This is a genomic window from uncultured Anaerovibrio sp. (assembly GCF_947302755.1).
GTDB lineage: Bacteria > Bacillota > Negativicutes > Selenomonadales > Selenomonadaceae > Anaerovibrio.
On the sequence record NZ_CAMYWM010000045.1, the window covers coordinates 1 to 17,829 of the forward strand.

The window sequence follows — 17,829 nt, forward strand, 5'->3', positions numbered from 1 at the left end:
GGATACCAACATCGGGGGCACGTCACAGGCTAAGCATGGTATTCAATATGTCAAGGCAGGGGGTACAGCCTACAATACCAGTGTTGGTCAATATGGCGTACAGGATGCCCGAGATGGCGGTACTATCGTTGGCATGAATAATGTTGTTGGTAATGGGGGTACTGCCTATGGTGGCACCCTGGTGTCCGTTAACATTGGCGGAACAGACGTCCACGCCAATCAGACCATTAGCTACGGCGGCCAGGCTCATAGTGTGACTGTAACAGTAAACACCGTGCAGGTTGTTGACGGTGGTACGGCAAGCTCTACTACCGTCAGTGGTGGCAACCAGACGGTCAAAGGCGGTACGGCAATTTATACAAGTGTCAGTGCCGGAGGGCACCAGGTCGTTTCCGGTGGCACTGCTATTTCAGCCACTATAAATGCCGGAGGTAAGCAGCATGTTTACGGCGGCACTGCCGATAACACCACACTCTCAGGTGAAGGGGCTATTCAGGAATTGTTTGGGGGTACTGCCATCAATACTACCGTTGATGCCGGTGGCTTCCAGACTGCCCAGGCCAACGGTGTCGTAATTGGCGGTACGAATGTCGTAAAAGCGGGTGGCCGAACTAATGGTGGTACCCTGATGGCCGTCAACGGCGAACAGCAGGCCCTGCAAACCATCGAAGCAGACGGTTCAGCTTATAGAGTGGTCTTGGGAGATAAGGGGCAGCAGATTGTTGACGGCGGCACAGCAACGGAGATCACCATTACTAACGGTGGTACCCAGACTGTCCAAGGTGGTACAGCATATCAGACATTGGTCGTTGAAGGAGGTTCCCAGGTTGTTGACGGCGGCACGGCGATAGAAGCCCTCGTTGATGACGGCGTCCAGATTGTATCTGGCGGTACAGCCACGGACACGAGCGTTTACAACGGCGGCCAGCAGACTGTTGCCGGCGGTACGGCCACGGACACGACTGTTGACAATGGCGGCCAGCAGATTGTTGACGGTGGCACGGCAATTACCAACATTATCAATAGTAAAGGTACCCAGACTGTCAAGGCTGGTATGGCCTCGGGCACAACCATCAAAGAGGGGGCTTCCCAGATTGTATCCGGCGGCACCGCCAAGGACACGACCGTTGACAATGGCGGCCAGCAGGCTGTTGACGGTGGCACGGCAATTACCAACACTATCAATAGTAAATGTACCCAGACTGTCAAGGCTGGTATAGCCTCGGGCACAACCATCAAAGAGGGTGCTTCCCAGATTGTATCCGGCGGCACCGCCAAGGGCACGACCGTTGACAATGGCGGCCAGCAGATTGTTGACGGTGGCACGGCAATTACCAACATTATCAATAGTAAAGGTACCCAGACTGTCAAGGCTGGTATGGCCTCGGGCACAACCATCAAAGAGGGGGCTTCCCAGATTGTATCCGGCGGCACCGCCAAGGACACGACCGTAAACAATGGCGGCAGCCAGACCATCAAAGCCGGTGGTACCTCCTTGGATGCGACCATCCAGAATGGTGCTGTACAGCAGTCGGAGGATGGCGGTATTTTGGCCGGTAACCAGCTGATAGAACAGGGGGGCTCCGCCTCCGGTGGTACCCTTACGGGCAATCAGACCGTGGCCAATGGAGCCACTGCCTCCGATATTACCGTAGCCCAGGGAGCCACCCAGCAGGTGGCCGGTGTGGCGGAAAATACTATAGTCAGCGGCACCCAAAATATTCAGGCTGGTGGTATAGCTAACGGTGGCCAGGTCTATGGTACACAAAACATTCAAGCTAATGGTTCAGCAAACGGTGGTCAGGTTTATGGTGTTCAAAATGTAGCGGCTAATGCTGCTGCTACGGGCATAACAATAGAAAATGGCGGTCAGCAGCTGGTATCCAGCGGCGGTGTGGCTAACCAGACCACCGTAAATACCGGCGGTATTCAACTGGTTAGCGGTACAGCCAATGACACTGCCGTTTATGGTACCCAAAATATTGCGGCTGATGCTGTTGCTACCGGTGTAACCGTAGGAAATGGCGGATTGCAGACAGTAGACAACGGTGGTCTGGCAACCAGCACCACTGTCACCAACGGCGGCCGCCAAACCATAGCACAGGGTGGTACAGCCTCCGATACTACCATCAAGGCAGGCGGCCTGCAGCAGGCGGAGGATGGCGGTATTCTGGCCGGCAACCAGGTCATTGAACAGGGGGGCTCCGCCTCCGGTGGTACCCTGACGGGCAGCCAGACAGTGGCCAAGGGAGCCACTGTCTCCGATATTACCGTGGCCCAGGGAGCCACCCAGCAGGTGGCCGGTGTGGCGGAAAATACTATAGTCAGCGGCACCCAAGATATTCAGGCTGGCGGTTCAGCTGCCGGTGGCCAGGTCTATGGTATTCAAAATATTCAGGCTGGTGGTACAGTTACCGACGGCCAGATTTATGGTACTCAAAATATTCAGGCTGGTGGTACAGCTGACGGTGGCCAGGTTTATGGTATTCAAAATATTCAGGCTGGCGGTTCAGCTGCCGGCGTCGCAGTAGAAATGGGCGGCACCCAGACAATAGCCAGCGGTGGTATAATCACCGATAACGCCATCAATGGCGGTACACAGATTGTAAAAGCCGGTGCTACGGTGTCCGATACCAGCCTTGAAAATGGTACCCAGATTTTGGAGGAGGGTACAGCGGAAGAGCAGGGTGGCGACAGTGGGCATATTAAGCTGCATGGTGGTACACTGACGGTGTATGATTATGCCAAGGCCCAGGTCGATGAAGCCACTAGCGGTACGCTGAATTTGATGGATACTGGCTATGCTGAGGCTGTATTGGGTGATATTGATACCACTGCCGATACGTCATTTAACGTTACCAACGGTTACGCCCAGGGAGATATTGTCCGCCTTGGTCTGGGGGACAGTACTGCTCATTCGGAAATTGGCAAGAGTCTGGTTATTACCAATATGAAGGGCTATGCCAACTTCTATATCAATACGGATTTATCCACCAATACGGCGGACACCGTTACTATGACCAATGTAACGGAGGCCACCCAGGCCAATAAGGTATCTATTAACTATGACCCAATCCTGGCCCAGGGAGGTACCGTAACCGACACCAACACCATAGTGGGTTATGTTGGCACGGAAGCTACGGCCACCTTTGAAGGAACGTACAGCAAAATTGGCGGCTTTACCTACTTGCCGAAGATTGTCACCCTGGACAATGGTCTTATCTGGCGAATTATCGGGGTAACCCTGGTAGGCAACAAGGAGCAGCTGGATACGGCAACGGGCAATGCATCGGCCCAGGCCTCCTCCTGGCGGCAGAGCGGCCAGCCCATAGCCCAGCATCTGGCTATGCTGCGTCTGGGTGAGGAGATGGGTAATGATTTTTGGGTACACTTTAGCCGGGGGAAGAATACCATTAATAATCTGGGCAGCAATGTCCGTCAGACCTACAACCAAATGTATATCGGCTATGACCGGAATGTGGGTAATAACTGGACGGTGGGTGGTGCCTACGGTATCCGCTACAGTACGGAGGGATACGATTATGGCAGCGGTAATTCCCACGATGATATCCTCACCGCCTATGGCATGTGGCATGGCGACGAGGGCCGTTTCAGTGAAATTTCCCTCCGGGCCGGCCGACTGTCCAGCGACTACAGCGTGATGGTGGAGGGCCTGGATGCGCCTACCACCGGCAGTGCCCGGGCCTATGCCCAGGCCTTGAGCTTTACCTATGGCCAGCACATGAACAGAGGGGATCATTGGTATGTTGAGCCTCATGCCGGTCTGCAGTGGGCCCATGTCAACGGCTACAGCTACGGCACCAGCGACGGCTCCACCGTATCCATTGACGGCAGTAATTCCCTTATTGCCAAGCTTGGTATCAGCGTGGGCCGCAAGGTGGACAATCAGAGCCACTTCTACCTCCGGGCCGATGTGCTCCACGATTTTTCCGGTGGAGTACGGGCCACCACGGTACAGGGTATAACCAGAAATACATTGGAAAATGATTTCAAGGATACTTGGCTGGATGTGGCCCTAGGCTACCGGCGGCAGGATGGGCCATTAAATTGGTACATAGAAGCCGGCCGCCTGGGCATCGGCAGCAAGGCTGTCCAGGGAAATTGGATAGTGAGTTGCGGATTTAATTATAAATTCTAAAATAGTGAAAAAAAAGACGGAGACAACAGTTCTCCGTCTTTTTTTGCGTTGAATGATACTAAAGGAACCCCCTCAGCCAGCCCAAAGGGCTGACAGTCCCCGTGAGTGGGGCCAAGTATACAATTCCGCATTCCGAATTAACCTCAAGGGGAAGGCTTTATTAAGAATTCCGAATTCCGAATTCCGCATTCCCCATTCCCCCATCACCCCTTGGCTCTGGTGCCGTAGAATACGTATTCATTATTGAACAGGTTAAAATACTTGCTGTAAGGCAGCTTAACCTCTACCGTGCCCATGGCATAGGACCCTATGGCGTAGTTGCCGAAGTACACCACTGCCTCATCCTCGGTCAGTCCCACCTGAAGACTGCCCTTATTAATCATTTCCTTAACTGCCTTTAGGGCCTCTCCTTTGTCCGGCATACTGGATTTGGGCTCAATCTGCTTTTCCGTTTCCTCGATAATAATCTCTGCCAGTCCATCAGTGGTCTTGAAAATATCATTGAGCTTCAGCTCCTTCCCCGTTTGGGAATCAAAGACATGGGCCCGATAGTAAAATACCGGATGGGCTCCTCCCAGATAAATAAACTCGCCCCCCACACAGCTGAATACTGCGGAGTCGGCCCGCAGGCCCCGATAGCTTAGCTCATAGGAGTACAAGGGGTTACTGTCCTCCTTGTAATAGCCAGCGGCCCGGCCCTGGTTATACTGCTCAATAAGGTCAGGCTCCCACTTGTTCATCATACGGCGCATATAGCTCCAATTGTCCGCCGACAGCTTTTCCAGGGCTTGTTGCAATTTGGGATAAGCGGCAGCCCATTCCGGGGCCAGCCCCACCTCATAGGTAGTGGCCTCCATCAGCACCCGCCCATCACGGGTAATGTCTGATTTCTGTACATTGGAAGAATAGGCCAATGGCTGGCTATAGGGAATCCCACCGGGAGTGGCCACTCCGCCTGCTTCCACACAGGACATGGTCAACCCTGTATAACCGCCATCTGCCCCGGCCGGAGCCACCAGCCCCAGTGCCAATACTGCCGTACCTGCTGCCAGCATTTTTTTCCACATAAAAATCCCTCCACTTCGTATTACATGATGCCGTTGTCCACCTGAAATGGTGGCCAGCTTTGCCTACATAATATACGAAACGAAGGGATTTTACCACTTAAATTTTAATTAAAAAAGCTCATCAAATAATCTTGGTGGTCCAACCCTCAATATTCCATACAGAATCCACCCAATCCTCATAGAACTCCGGCTCATGGGACACCAGTAACACAGTGCCCTTATACTCCTTCAGGGCCCGTTTTAATTCGGCCTTGGCATCCACATCCAGATGGTTGGTAGGCTCGTCCAATACCAACAGATTAACCGGCTTTTGCATTATCTTGCACAGCCGCACCTTGGCCGCCTCACCACCGGACAGCACCATCATCTTGCTGGTAATATGCTCATTGGTGAGACCACAGGCCGCCAGGGCCGCCCTTACCTCAAACTGGGTCATGCCCGGGTACTCCTGCCATATTTCCTCAATGGCCGTATTATCATTGCCCTTGGTAGATTCCTGCTCAAAATAGCCCGGGGTCACAAATTCCCCCAGCTCAATGGTGCCGGAAATCGGCTTTATCATGCCTAACAGGGTCTTCAGCATGGTGGTCTTCCCCAGGCCGTTTACCCCCCGCAGGGCCACCTTCCGGCCCCGCTCCAGCTGCAGGTCCACCGGATTGGTCAATGGGGTGTCATAGCCCAATATCAACCGCTTGGCCTCGATTACAAACCGGCTGGGAGTGCGGTCCAGCTGAAAATTGAAATGGGGCTTGGGCTTTTCCGTGCGCTTTTCCAGCACCTCCATCTTGTCCAGCTTCTTTTGGCGGGAATTGGCCATCCCCCGGGTAGCCACCCGGGCCTTGTTGCGCTGTATAAAATCCTTTTCCCGGGCGATTTCCGCCTGCTGACGCTCGTAGGCCGCATCCTCCTGCCGCCGCTTGATGGCATACATTTCCTGAAACTTCTCATAGCTGCCGGTATAGCGGGTCAGGCTGGCATTATCCACGTGATAAATAACATTGGTAACCGCATTGAGAAAGGGCACATCATGGGATACCAAAATAAAGGCATTTTCATAGCCCTGCAAATAGGCTTTCAGCCACTCAATATGCTCCACATCCAAATAGTTGGTGGGCTCATCCAAAATGAGAATATCCGGATTTTGCAAAAGCAGCTTGGTAAGAAGTACCTTGGTGCGCTGACCGCCGGACAGCTCATCCACCTGCCGGTCCAGGCCAATATCCCGCAGCCCTAGGCCCCCGGCCACCTCCTCTATCTTGCTGTCCAAGGTATAAAAGCTGTGGGCATCCAGTATTTCCTGAATTTCCCCGGCATCATTCATCAGCTTGTCCATTTCCTCCGGGGCAGCGTCCCCCATCCGGTCGTAGCAGGACTGCATCTCCGCCTCCAGCTTGTACATTTCATCAAAGGCGGTTTTCAGCACCTCCCGGATGGTCATGCCTGCCTTCAGGACAGCGTGCTGGTCCAGATAACCAGCAGTAACCCGCTTGGCCCACTCCACCTTACCTTCATCAGGGGTCATTTGTCCTGTAAGAATGGATAAAAAGGTGGACTTACCCTCGCCATTGGCCCCCACCAGGGCCACATGCTCACCCTTCAGCAGGCGGAAGCTGACATCCTCAAATATGGTTCTGCCCCCAAAGCCATGGGACATTCCTTCAACGTTTACAATACTCAAAATTCTGTCTCCTTGTGAAAAAAAAAACGAACGCTGTCGCTAAAAACTCAGGCTCTATCATACCAAAAAATCCAAAATTTCGCCACTGAAATGGTCAGCGGCCCTGTCCCTGGCTTCCACCCCGTGAAAAGCTGCGGCGAAGGCCCTCCCACCAGGTACTGGCCGGATGATTTTCAAAGAACATGAAGATTATGGGAATGATCAGCAGGGTAAAAATGGTGGAGGACAGCAAGCCGCCAATAATAACCCAGGCCATACTCACCCTGGTTTCCGCCCCTTCGGACATGGCCAGGGCCGTTGGCAGCATCCCCACAATCATGGTAATGGTGGTCATCATAATAGGCTTCAGCCGCACCTTACCGGCTTCCACAATGGCCTCATAGGCACTATAGCCCCGGCTTTGCAGGGTCATGGTATAATCCAGCAGCAGGGTACCATTCTTGGCCACCACCCCGTCCATTACCAAGATACCAATCATTGAATACAGGTTCAGGGTGTTGTTGGTGAACAATAAAAACAGAATGGCCCCGATAATGCCCAGGGGCAGGGAAAACATCCGAATAAACGGCGTTATCAGGGATTCATACAGTACCGCCAGCAGCATGTAGATAAGGACCATGGCCATTATCAGGGCCATGAGCAGCTGCTGGAAGGAATCCTCCATATTGTCAGCCTGGCCTGTAAACTGATAGGTCACCCCCTGGCCCAAATCCGTATCATTTAGGGCCCTTTTTACATCCTGCAGCACATCATTCAGGGGTCTGCCCCCTGCATTGGCAAAAATCGTAATGGACCGCTGCTTGTTTACCCGGCGAATGCGCACCGGCCCCGTGCCGTATTGCATATTGGTCACGTCGCCGATAAACATGGTATGGCCACTGACATTTATCGGTATGGAGGCCACATCGGAGGCCTTGAAGCCATCCGCCCCCTTAAACCGCACGTTTATATCCGTGTCCTGATTGTTGTTCAACGGGTCATTACTGAGATTGCCGGCCTTCTTGCCGGATATGGCCGAGGAAATAGCCGCATCCACATCCCCCACTGACACTCCCAGGGCCCGGATTTTTTCCCTGTCCATGGTGAGCCGCAGCTCCGGGGACCCCTCCACGTAGGAGCTGGCCACATCGGTAATGCCCGGTATCTGGTTGTTCAGTACCTCCTTTACCTTATTAGCGGCGGCCACCAGCTGTTCATTGTCCATACTGCGGAGCTCGATGCGCACGGCACCGCCTCCCCGCATGCCACCGCCGGAGACACCGGCCACGGAGGTCTGGGTTTCAGCCACGCGAATGGTGGCATTCTCCAAGCCCATGCTGAAGGCCCGCATTTCATTGGCCACCGCCCACACACTGCGGCTGCGCTCCCCCCGATCCTTCAGCTCCACCCTTATACGGCCTTCATTGGAGCTGCTGCCGCCGGCGTTGCCCAAATAATGCTTTACCTCAGGAATTGTATCCAGCTTCTCCTCAATACGGGTAATGACCTTGTGGGTCTCCTCTGCCGTATAATTTACCGGCATTTCCACAAATATCTGAAAGCTGCCCTCATCGGTGCGGGGCATAAATTCGGCCCCTACCGCCCCCAGGGGAATCAGGGCCACAGTGCCCACAAAGAGAGCCAGGGCCCCCAACAGCAGGGCCTTTTGGTGGATAAAGCTCTTGTTCAGCAGCACCTCATATCGGGCCACAGCCCACTCCTCCAGCCGGTCCATAAAATCCCACAGCCGCCTTTTGGTGGGATGATAGCCCTTGCGATAAAACTTGGAGGCCAGCATCGGGGTCAGGGTAAAGGACACAAACAGGGAGAACATTCCGGCAAAGACAATGGTTAAGCCAAATTGCCTGAAGAACTGCCCCGTCATGCCGGACATAAAGGCAATGGGCAGGAAGGTCACGGCGTCACACAGGGTAATGGCCACTGCCGCCATACCAATTTCTGTACGGCCCTTTTCCGCCGCCTCCTCCGGGGTCTCCCCCATTTTCAGATGGCGGATAATATTTTCCAGGACCACCACCGAGTCATCCACTAAAATGCCAATACACAGGGTCATGCCCATGAGGGACATCATATTAAAGGTAAAGCCGGCCCCATACATAACAAAGAAGGTGGCGACCAGGGAGGTGGGTATGGCCACCATAACCGCCGCCGTGGACCGCCAGCCCCGCAAAAAGAGGAACAGCACCAGTCCGGTAGTAATCAGGCCCTCAATAAGGGTGCCCATGGTATTGTTCAGGGAATTGCGGACATAATCTGCGTCATTGCTGGTAACCGTAAATTGATAATCCGGATTGTCCCGGCGAATGGTCTCCAGCTTTTTCAAAATGTTATCGGCGGTTTCCACCACGTTGGCGTCACTGTTTTTGTAAATAAGCAGCATTACCGATGAGGTGCCGTTAAATTCACCATACCGGTTGACCCGGGCATTCTGATGGCGCACCGAGGCCACGGCAGTAAGGGGAATTTGGGCCTTATTGGCGTTGGTGATGAATATCTGTTCAATTTCCGCCGCCTTTTCATATTGGGCTACGGCCCGCACGTCGGACTTGTATTTATCCGTATAAATGGTCCCGGAGGGCAGCAGCTTATTTTCCCTTTTGACTGCCGCCACAATATCGTTGAGGGTCAGCTTATAGGCCGCCATCCTGTCCTTGTCCACTTCCACGGCTATCTCTTTATCCAGGCCGCCAAATACCTCAATCTCCGACACGCCCCCTGCCTGCTGGAGTTCATCGGCAAACACCTTATCCACCTTGGAATACATATCCGACAGGGAATGCTCGGAGGTTACTGCCACCTCCACAATGGGCTCATCATTATCGTCCCGCTTGATGACCACCGGTTCATCGGCCTCATCAGGCAGATTGTACCGAATAGCCTCCACCTTCTTGGTGGCATCAATGGCCGCACTGTCCGCATTGGCGTCAAATTCCAGCTCCACCGTTACCCTGGCCCGCTCATATTGGGCAGTGGATTGAATTTTCTTTACATTGGACAGGGAGGACAATGCCTCCTCCACAGGCTTTACCACCTGCTGCTCCACGGATTCGGCACTAGCCCCGGGATATTTCACCATTACCGTGATATAGGGTGTATTGACTGCCGGCAGCAGCTCCACCCCGATGCGGATAAAGCTGAAGAGGCCCAACACCACAAACAGACACACAATCATGGAAATACCCACGGGACGTTGTATGGAAAATCGCGTAATATTCATCATTTTCCGTCACCTGCTTCACCCGATGCGTCCAGTACCACCCTGCCACCGTTTTTCAGCCGGTCAATGCCGGAGACGGCCACTATCTCTCCTTCCCTGAGGCCGGACAGGATTTCCACCTGGTTATCATTGATGAGGCCCAGGGTAATCTCCCGCTCCTCCACGGTTTCCGAGTCTTCATGGTAAACGAATACCGTGGTTTTCCCATTCTTAGTTATCAGCCCATCCTTGGGGATAAACAGGGTATCCGGCCGCTGCAAAATATCCACTGCCGTCCGGGCAAAGAGACCTGCCTTGATATTGCCCCTGGCCACCTCCAGGGAAATACGCACGGAATAGGCCTTGGACTCGTCGCTCATGGCCGGGCTCACATATACCACCCTGCCGTTGTAGGTGGCCCCCATGGCATCAATGGTTACCGCCACCGGCATACCAGGGGACAGCAGGGCCGCATCATTTTCCGACAGGGCGCAATCCACATACAAATGGCTGTTGTCCACCAGGGTCAATACCTTGGTACCGGCGGTAAGATAGCTGCCCACCTCCACATTACGATAGCCGATGACACCGCCTCTAGGAGCCCTGATATACATATCCTCCCGCTGCTTCCGTAGGGCATCCACACTGTAGGCACTCTTGCGGGCATTGTACTGCTTGGAGCGGACGCTGGCCGGGGCTTGGCCGTTGTACTGATCCATAAGGGCATCATATTCCGCCTTGCTGGTAATATAGGCATCCTTGGCCGACTCCAGCCGGTCCAGGGAAATGGCTCCGATAGTATACAGGTATTGCTGGCGATCGTAGTGGCTCCGCTGTATTTCGTAGGCGGCCCCCGCCCTGGCCAGCTTGGCATTATAGGTTACTTCCTCCGTCTCGCTGTCCGCCAGGGCCGCCTGAGCAGCCGCCTCCCCCTGCATAATGGCAATATCCAGGTCGCCGGTATCCTGTACCAGCAGAACCTGTCCCTCAGTTACCTGGTCCCCCAGGTCAACATTAACGGCAGTAACCCGTCCTGCATACTTGGGGGCCAATACTATGGTTGCATCAGCCGTAGTATGACCTGACAGCACAATATGCCGCGTCATATCCGCTCTTTGCACCTGATAGGTGGCAATTTTCGGCATGGGCAGCTCCGGCCCCCCTTTTCGGCCCTTATCCCCTACAAAAAGGAAATAGCCCAATATCAGAACCAATAACAGGCATACTGCTCCTGCTGTCCGGAATTTTTTGTCCTTTTTCAGCTTTGACCAATCGTGGCGCATAACTTACCTCCACATCAGCAATAAAATTTTTCATTTTTCAGAGAAATTTTGGTATAACTGCGATATAATATATTCATATGATATATTTTAGTCTACAAATGTTTTTTTGACTATTATTTTTACTACGAAATCTTAGCGAAGCAAATCCGAAGGATGCATATGCGCTTTAGATTTCGTTGTAAGGGCGTGTGGACACCGTCAGGTGTCCAGTAAGTTTACTACGAAATCTTAGCGAAGCAAATCCGAAGGATGCAGATGCGCTTTAGATTTCGTTGTAAGGGCGTAGTGCAGAATACCATTTTGCACGGAGTTTATTTTTGAAAGGTGGTTTTTTATTAATGTTTTCAGTTGAATTTAAGCCTGGCATTTATTGGGTGGGCTCCATGGATTACTCCATGCGCAGCTTCCACGGCTACAGCACCGACCGCGGTTCCACCTACAACGCTTACCTCATCATTGACGACAAAATTACCCTTATCGACACGGTAAAGGCTCCATTCTGCATGGAAATGCTGGGCCGTATCAGAACCATTGTGGACCCGGCCAAAATTGATTATATCGTGTCCAACCACGTGGAGCCGGACCATTCCGGCGGGATTCCGTTCATGATGCAGCATTGTCCCAATGCCAAAATCGTTACCAGCGACCCGAACGGCGTAAAGGGCCTGACTGGCCGTTATGGTGACCATGACTATATCACCGTTAAGGCAGGAGACACCCTGTCCATTGGCAAGCGGACCCTGGCCTTCGTACCAACACCGATGCTTCACTGGCCAGACAGCATGGTTACCTACTGCCCGGAGGAGGAGCTGCTGTTTGGCAATGACGCCTTTGGTCAGCATTTGGCCACCACTGCCCGCTTTGAGGATGAAACTGACCTCCATGAGGTTATGCATCAGGCCAAGAAATATTATGCCAACATTCTCATGCCATTTGGTATGCAGGCCACCAAGGCCATTGAAGCCCTGGGAGGTCTCAAAATCAGCATGATTGCCACCGGCCACGGTGTATCCTGGCGCAAGCATATCCCGGATATTATCCAGGCCTACAAGGATTGGAGCAGCTTCAAAAAGACCGATAAGGCCGTGGTAGTCTTTGATACCATGTGGCACACCACAGAAATCATGGCCAAGAATATTGCCGATGCCTTCCACAAGGCCGGCTTTGAGCCAAAGCTCTTTGATCTGCGCTGTGACCATATTTCCGATGTTATGACGGAGCTGCTGGATGCCAAATACATCGCCGTAGGCTCCCCGACCATCAACAACCAGATGATGCCATCTGTAGCCGCTTTCCTGTGCTACATGAAGGGACTGGCACCAAAGGGCCTGAAGGGCTTTGCCTTCGGCTCCTACGGCTGGGGCGGCCAGAGCATTCCACAGGTGGAAGAAGCCCTGAAGGATTGCAAGGTTGAAATCGTCCTTGACCAGCAGAAGATCCAAAACACCCCAAATCCAGCTTTCCTGAAGGGATTGCAGGAAAATGTAGTCAAGCTGGTTAAGGGATAACAATAATAAATATAGCGTGCAGCTAAATAAAGCTCCCAGCCGAAGCCGGGAGTCATAGAAATCAAAAAGCCTCCCCAGGACAAATTATTAGTCTTGGGAAGGCTTTTTATCTTGCTTATTTATTTTGCTTACAGAACCCTGCCGAACTTATTGCAAATGGAGGCGTGGCCTGGTACGTGAAAAGATCAGCCCCTGCCGGGTGCTTTGCCGCTGCCGCTATTTCAGCAGGCTTCTTAAATAGCCAATAAGGTACAAGGAACCGGCACATACCAATATGGTTTCGGGTGCCCCGTCCTCTGAGTCCTCAGTACCAGCCTCCGCCAGCTCCATGCTCCGTTCCAGAGCCTTTTGGGCATCACCTATGGCTTCCTTTGCCTCAACTGCAGCACATTCCAGCAGCTCCACCGGGTCAGCAGCCCGTTCCGATGATGGTGTTGTGAATATAACTCGGTCCTCCGGCCGAAGCAGGAGCTCCAGCATGCCCTCAAAATCCTTATCCCGGAGAATTCCAAGGACAAAAATCCGCCTGCTGTCAGGATAATAATAATCCAGGCTGTCCCGCAGGATACGGATTCCCGCCGGATTATGGGCCCCATCGATAATCAGCTTATAGCCATCACGGGGCATAACCTCAAACCGGCCTGGCCATTGAACAGCGGCCATGGCTTTTTTTAATGCCCGCCGGGTAATGCGCAAATCATTAATGGCCAGCACCATGGCCGCCCCAGCGGCCAAGGCACTGTTCTGCACCTGATGCAGGCCCTTTAATGCCAATTTATAATCCATACTGGCCATTTGATCACAATGGGAAACGAATTCCACCAGCTGATTATTCGGGGTATTGTCTGCCGGCTCGCAGCGGCTATATGGCAGGGCTGACAGGGCTTCTATCTGCAAATAAATCATGGAGGGACTCATATTCCCTACACTGGTATTGCCCAAATTAGGGGGTATGCTGAGCTGGCCCAGGGGCTTTATGGCATTGGCCGCAAAATCCCGTCCCAGCACGTAGATATCCGCCTTATTATCCGCCGCCACCCGTTGGATTATGTCCAAGGCCGTGCCATCTGCACCAGTTATTACAGGCACTCCCGGCTTAATGATACCCGCCTTATGCTTGGCTATGCCTGCCAGGGTACCGCCACACTTGTCGGCATGCTCAAAGGAAACATTGGTAATAACCGACACCTCCGGGGTAATCACATTGGTGGAATCCAACAGCCCCCCTAAGCCCACTTCTATAACGGCGTATTCCACTTTTTCCTTCATAAAGAGGTAAAGGGCCGCTGCCGTCAACACCTCAAACTGGGTAGGGTGCTCATTGCCCTCACCTACCATAAAATCACATAGGTCACGAACCACCGTAATGGCCGCCGCCAGCTTTTCCTGACTGATTTCGTCACCATCGATGTTGACCCGCTCCGTATAGGACTCCAAATGGGGGGAGGTATACATTCCCACCCTGATACCGGATTTTCTCAGTATTTCTGTGATCATACTGGTAACGGAGCCCTTGCCGTTAGTGCCGGTTATATGAACTGTCTTGTATTTATTTTGCGGATTATCCATCAATTCAAGAAGCCTTTGTATTCGCCCCAGGCCCAAGTTGACCCCAAAGGTGTTCAGCTCCTCCAAATATTGTAATGACTCTGAATAATTCATTTTAACCCCCTTATTCATGCCTTCCCCTGGAGGGGAAGGGGTCAGCCCCTAAGGGCTGACGGATGAGGTGTATCACAGCTTGGCCAAATCCTCCAGCCGGGCCTTTACCGCATTCATCTTCTCCTGATAGCCGGCCAGTTTTTCCATTTCGCCAGCAACTACATCAGCAGGAGCCTTTGCCAGGAAGCCCTGATTAGACAGCTTTTTGTCCAGACGGGAAATTTCTTTCTCCAGCTTGGCCATTTCACCATTGAGACGGGCAGTTTCCTTCTCCACATCAATCAGATCCTTCAATGGCAGGAAAATTTCCACACCGTTTACAACACCAGCCATGGCATTTTCCGGCTTTTCAGCTCCAGCCGCCATGTGAGTAACAGGCTCAGCTGAAGCCAAAACAGTGAGATAGCCCTCGTTATCAGCAAACACCTGACGCAGGGATTCATCAGTAAAGTTAAGTACAACCTCACTCTTCTTGCTTGGAGCCGCATTTACCTCCAGGCGGAGAGCACGAATGGTCTTTATAGTCTCCATAATGGTGGTCATGCTGCTTTCGCTGTCCTCGTCAATAAGGTCAGTAATGGACTTATCCTCAGCAGGCCACTGGGAAACCATGATGCTCTTGCCCTCGTGTGGAATGTGCTGCCAGATTTCCTCGGTAATAAATGGCATAAATGGATGCAACAGACGCAGAGCACGCTCCAATACATAGCCCAATACATACTGGGCAGTCTGACGAGGCTTAACGTTTTCCTTGTCATAAAGACGTGCCTTGGAGAGCTCAATGTACCAGTCGCAGAACTCACTCCAGATAAACTCATAAATCAGACGGCCGGCCTCACCCAGCTCATACTTCTCCAGATTTTCAGTAACACCCTGGGCTGTCTTGGCGAAGCGTGACAGAATCCACCTATCTGCCATGGTGTAATCTTCCACAGCTGGAACAAAGCTCTTATCAAAGCCCTCCAGATTCATCAGCATAAAGCGGGATGCATTCCACAGCTTGTTGGCAAAATTACGGGCAGATTCAACACGCTCGTTATAAAAGCGCATATCATTACCAGGAGTATTGCCGGTAATCAGCATAAAGCGCAGAGAGTCGGCACCATATTCCTCAATCATTTCCAGTGGGTCGATACCGTTTCCAAGGGACTTGGACATCTTGCGGCCCTGACTGTCCCTTACAAGGCCATGAATATAAACAATCTTAAATGGAATATCCTTGCCGAATTCCAGCCCCATCATTACCATACGGGCAACCCAGAAGAAAATAATATCATAACCGGTTACCAGTGTAGCAGTAGGATAGAAATGCTTAAGCTCAGAAGTTTCCTCAGGCCAGCCCATGGTTTCGAATGGCCACAAACCGGAGGAGAACCAGGTATCCAGTACGTCCTCATCCTGACGTACATTCTTGCTGCCGCACTTAGGGCACTGACAAATATCATCACGGGATACAGTGGTCTCACCGCAGTCGTCGCAATACCATGCAGGAATACGATGGCCCCACCAGAGCTGACGGGAAATACACCAATCCCGGATATTGTCCAACCACTGACAATAAATCTTGGAAAAACGCTCCGGAACAAACTTTATACGGCCCTCCCGTACAGCCTCAGCCGCCGGCTTGGCCAGGGTGTCCATCTTCACAAACCACTGGGTAGAAATCAGCGGCTCAATGGTGGAATGACAGCGGGAGCAATGGCCCACCGCATGCTCATGGTCCTCTACGGAAACCAGGGCACCGATTTCCTCCAATTCCTTTACCAGGGCCTTACGGCACTCATACCGATCCATACCCTCATATTTACCGGCCCCTTCCAGCATCTTGCCCGTATTGGACAGAACCTTGATCTGCTCCAAATCATGACGCAGTCCCATCTCATAATCATTAGGGTCATGGGCCGGGGTAACCTTTACCGCACCGGTACCGAAGGAGGAATCTACATATTCATCGGCAAACAGCGGAATAACCCGATTTACAACCGGCAGAATAACATTCTTGCCAACCAAATCCTTGTAACGGTCATCATCTGGGTGAACAGCCACACCGGTATCACCAAACATGGTCTCCGGGCGGGTGGTAGCCACCTCCACGTACTTGTCCGGCTCTCCCTCTACCTGATAGCGGATATGCCACAGATGGCCCTGCTCCGTTTCATGCTCCACCTCAATGTCAGAAATAGCCGTATTACAGTCCGGACACCAGTTGGTAATGCGAGAGCCACGATAAATCAGACCCTTGTCATAAAGGCTGACAAATACCTCCCGTACAGCCCTGGAGCAGCCCTCATCCATGGTGAACCGTTCACGGTCCCAGTCAAGGGAGGAACCCAGGGAACGAAGCTGACTCATTATCCGGCTGCCAAACTTTTCCTTCCACTGCCAAACTCTTTCCAAAAACTTTTCACGGCCCAGCTCATAGCGATTGGTGCCCTCCTCCCGGAGAGACGCCTCCACCTTGGCCTGGGTGGCAATACCGGCATGGTCACAGCCCGGCATCCACATGGCATTGTAGCCCTGCATCCGCCGCCACCGAATAAGAATATCCTGGAGGGTATTATCCAACGCATGGCCCATGTGCAGCTGACCAGTTACATTTGGTGGCGGAATAACGATACTATAAGGCTCCTTCTCGTCATCTACCACTGCATGAAACAGCTTATTTTCTTCCCAATAGCCATACCATTTCTTCTCAAATGACTTTGGGTCATATACCTTAGGAATATTGTTTTCTTCCATTTGCAAAACCTCCCTGAGTTATCCCTCATCCGCGCGCTTCGCGCCCCCCCTCCCATAAGGGGAAGACAACTAAAAAAGCACCTTCATCCATAAAGGACGAAAGTGCCTGCTTTCGTGGTACCACCTAAATTCCTTAAAATCCAACAGATTTTAAGCTCCTTTACATAACGCTGTATCTGCGTTCCGCCCTACTGTAGTGCAATATTCACCCTTCAGGCGAAAAACTCCAAAGCTACCTTCCCAGCCCCACACCCGGAAGGCTCTCACCTTACCCTTCCTCTCTTTGGGGCATACCTGACTGGTACTCCTCTTTATCATCGTCGCTAACTCGTCTTTTTTGCCATTATCCTTGTCACTTATCCTTCACCTTGCTGGATGTACAAATCAAGTACACCTTCACCTGTGAATTTCTTCCTTACTCGATACTGGCAAAAAATCCTTTGTTATATTGAATTGTATTGTTATGGTGCGGACGAGAGGAATCGAACCTCCACGCCTTGCGGCACTGGATCCTAAGTCCAGCGCGTCTGCCAGTTC

8 protein-coding genes and 1 other annotated feature are annotated in these 17,829 nt (G+C 52.3%); of the genes, 2 read left to right on the top strand and 6 right to left on the bottom strand.

The features are described from left to right. Positions 1-4,159, top strand: a 4,159-nt coding sequence (locus tag Q0Y54_RS06085; protein ID WP_297965307.1) for a hypothetical protein, incomplete at its 5' end; no start/stop codon positions are given. A 203-nt stretch (positions 4,160-4,362) separates the two neighbouring features. Here the strand turns inward: Q0Y54_RS06085 and Q0Y54_RS06090 are convergent. From Q0Y54_RS06090 to Q0Y54_RS06105, 4 genes are all read right to left on the bottom strand, one after another. Then, positions 4,363-5,226 carry an RsiV family protein gene (locus tag Q0Y54_RS06090; RefSeq protein ID WP_297965309.1) on the bottom strand — a complete coding sequence of 288 codons (864 nt, stop codon included), beginning with the start codon at positions 5,224-5,226 and terminating at the stop codon, positions 4,363-4,365. A gap of 121 nt (positions 5,227-5,347) precedes the next feature. Further along, entirely contained in the window at positions 5,348-6,904 is a 1,557-nt protein-coding gene (locus Q0Y54_RS06095) for an ABC-F family ATP-binding cassette domain-containing protein (protein WP_297965311.1), read from the bottom strand. Between the two features lie 94 nt (positions 6,905-6,998). Continuing rightward, positions 6,999-10,124 (bottom strand): efflux RND transporter permease subunit, encoded by a 3,126-nt coding sequence (locus Q0Y54_RS06100; RefSeq protein ID WP_297965312.1) that lies wholly within the window; start codon positions 10,122-10,124, stop codon positions 6,999-7,001. Continuing rightward, positions 10,121-11,383, bottom strand: a complete 1,263-nt coding sequence (locus Q0Y54_RS06105; protein WP_297965314.1) for an efflux RND transporter periplasmic adaptor subunit — start codon at positions 11,381-11,383, stop codon at positions 10,121-10,123. Before Q0Y54_RS06105 ends, Q0Y54_RS06100 begins: the two co-directional genes overlap by 4 nt. A gap of 338 nt (positions 11,384-11,721) precedes the next feature. Here Q0Y54_RS06105 and Q0Y54_RS06110 point away from each other — a divergent pair, with 338 nt between their 5' ends. After that, positions 11,722-12,891 carry an FprA family A-type flavoprotein gene (locus tag Q0Y54_RS06110; protein ID WP_297965316.1) on the top strand — a complete coding sequence of 390 codons (1,170 nt, stop codon included), beginning with the start codon at positions 11,722-11,724 and terminating at the stop codon, positions 12,889-12,891. 216 nt (positions 12,892-13,107) lie between these two features. On the opposite strand, the gene Q0Y54_RS06115 is transcribed toward Q0Y54_RS06110, so the two are convergent. Both Q0Y54_RS06115 and Q0Y54_RS06120 read right to left on the bottom strand, forming a co-directional pair. After that, positions 13,108-14,553 (bottom strand): folylpolyglutamate synthase/dihydrofolate synthase family protein, encoded by a 1,446-nt coding sequence (locus tag Q0Y54_RS06115; RefSeq protein ID WP_297965318.1) that lies wholly within the window; start codon positions 14,551-14,553, stop codon positions 13,108-13,110. 72 nt (positions 14,554-14,625) lie between these two features. Beyond that, entirely contained in the window at positions 14,626-17,292 is a 2,667-nt protein-coding gene (locus Q0Y54_RS06120; protein WP_297965321.1) for a valine--tRNA ligase, read from the bottom strand. A gap of 89 nt (positions 17,293-17,381) precedes the next feature. Continuing rightward, positions 17,382-17,619 (bottom strand) — a binding site (T-box leader). Positions 17,620-17,829 lie beyond the last annotated feature (210 nt).